1 pseudogene is annotated in these 952 nt (G+C 31.3%); it reads left to right on the forward strand.

Annotated elements, in window-relative coordinates:
- Window positions 1-952: pseudogene (locus LS74_RS10775) on the forward strand (ribonuclease domain-containing protein); the annotation flags it as partial.

The raw sequence follows: 952 nt of genomic DNA on the forward strand, positions 1-952 counted from the left end.
TTTATCCTCCAAAGACTACCAATCCCTTATAGAACTTCTTTTACATAAAGATTCTAATGCCCTAGATATAGATACACTTCTCCATACTTTTCCAAACTATCTTGCTTATCCTACCCACTCTTATTCCACTAAAGATTCCACAAACTCTTCTCTTTCTCTCTCTACTCCAAAAGAGGCTCTCCCCATACACATTAAAGCTCAATGCTTTAATCATAAAAAAGAAGCTTTAAGTAATAGAGAGATTTATGTGTATTCTCCAAACTTTTATTCTTTTGTAGATAGGGCTAAAAGTGATGAAAATGGCTTTATAGAATTTCATAATGCCTATGTCAGCTCTAAGATGACTAATTCGGATTTGTATTTTGTATTAAATAGGTATGGTTTAGATGAAGAACAAAAAGACTTTCATATCAAAATCTCTCCTTCTAAAACTATCCAACCAAAGGATAAACAAGTAGGAGAACTTTTAGAGCAAAGATTAAGCTTTGAGAAAAACATTCCTAAAGCTATCACTCTCAATGATAATATAAAGCCCAATATTAAAGTCAATGCCATAGAGTATATACCACAAGAATACAATCACAATTCTTTTAATTCACCTTCAGAACATCATCTTATAGAATCTATCACACTTCAAGCCCATTATGTTCTTAAAGATTCTCAAAAAGCAAAAATACAAGGTGATGAACAAAGCTATTTGAAAGAATCTATACAAAGATATAAACATAAAACTAAATGGGGATACATTGTATTTGATAGAGATGAAGAGATAGAGCAAACATTAAAGCAACTCAATAAGACACAACCTCTAATTTATTCTAAGAGGTTTAAAGAATTAGAAAATATTAAAGGGGAAATAGTCAATATTCCTTTCAAAGAAGAATGGGAGAATAAGCAAATAAGATTCTTTGCTTATTTATGGAGAGCAAATAGAGATGTGGGGGTGGATGTG

The sequence above is a fragment of the Helicobacter magdeburgensis genome (assembly GCF_000765825.2).
GTDB lineage: Bacteria > Campylobacterota > Campylobacteria > Campylobacterales > Helicobacteraceae > Helicobacter_C > Helicobacter_C magdeburgensis.